The organism is Vibrio sp. 1580 (genome assembly GCF_033340055.1).
The window spans coordinates 1-1,098 of sequence record NZ_JAWOVT010000074.1; the positions used below are offsets into that span (position 1 = coordinate 1).

Sequence of the window (1,098 nt, forward strand, 5' to 3'; positions counted from 1 at the left end):
AGGTCCATATTTTGGTTAAGCGCATATAACATCAAACCGATAGTGGCACTGATACCGATAAAGATCGCCAGAACAATACCTAGCCTCTTTTTACGTCTCGGGTTCATAAGGTGTTCTCCATATTCTTCGCTGCGTCAATACGCGCTTGACGGTCAATTTTCGCTTTCACTTCTTTCATTAATGCATCACCGCGACGTAGGCTGGTGATTAGAAGGATAAGCATCGATAAAAAAGTAATGCCGAACGCGCTCCATACGTATGACGCATAGCCACCCATGGCAAAAAAGTCGCTCAGAGATTCAAAGTGCATCGTTAATTACCTCACTGAGTTTTGTCTGTTGCGAGATCGCGAACCCAAGGGCGATGACTTTCTTTACTGATGATTTCGTTACGGAAACGCACCATAGTCACAGCACCAAAGAAGAACGCAAAACCAAAGATGTTCAGCAACAGTGGCCAAAGCATGTCGGATGAAATTGAAGGTTGTTCGAATTTCGTAATTGTTGCGCCTTGGTGAAGCGTGTTCCACCACTCAACAGAGAAGTGGATGATTGGCAGGTTCACTACGCCAACAATCGCCAAAATACCCGCTGCTTTTGCAGCCGTTTTTTGGTCATCAAACGCGTGGTAAAGTGCTATCACACCAAGGTAAAGGAATAGAAGAATAAGTTCAGAAGTAAGACGAGCATCCCATACCCACCAAGTGCCCCACATCGGTTTACCCCAAACAGCACCGGTCAGAAGAGCAATAAAGGTGAATACTGCGCCGATCGGTGCCATCGCAAGAGCGGCCATATCTGATAAGCGAACTTGCCAAACCAAACCGATAAAGGCAGCAATCGCCATCGACATGTACACGCCCATAGACCAAATAGCAGATGGAACATGAATATAAATAATTCGGAAACTGTCACCTTGTTGGTAATCAGAAGGCGCAAACGCCAGTCCCCAAACGGTACCTACCGCTAGGCATACGAGGGCCAATACAGAAAACCAAGGTAAGAACTTACCACTCAAACGGTAAGCTGCTTCTGGCTTGGCATAAGGATGTAGCCATTTCCACATGTTTTGTTCTCACTCTTACTTCAGGGACACTGT

General features: G+C 46.0%; 2 protein-coding genes and 1 pseudogene. All 3 read right to left on the bottom strand.

Translation table 11 applies throughout. The features are described 5' to 3' along the window. Positions 1 to 107 (bottom strand): annotated as a pseudogene (locus R7093_RS24095) (cytochrome c biogenesis protein CcmE); the annotation flags it as partial. Then, a complete protein-coding gene (gene ccmD, locus R7093_RS24100; RefSeq protein ID WP_005457743.1) occupies positions 104 to 310 on the bottom strand; it encodes a heme exporter protein CcmD in 207 nt (68 codons plus the stop codon). The pseudogene R7093_RS24095 and the gene ccmD, both read right to left, overlap by 4 nt. Positions 311 to 321: 11 nt before the next feature. Next, the gene (locus tag R7093_RS24105) at positions 322 to 1,065 is read right to left on the bottom strand and encodes a heme ABC transporter permease (RefSeq protein ID WP_005457654.1); all 744 of its coding nucleotides are present in this window, start codon (positions 1,063 to 1,065) and stop codon (positions 322 to 324) included. Between the last annotated feature and the right edge of the window lie 33 nt (positions 1,066 to 1,098).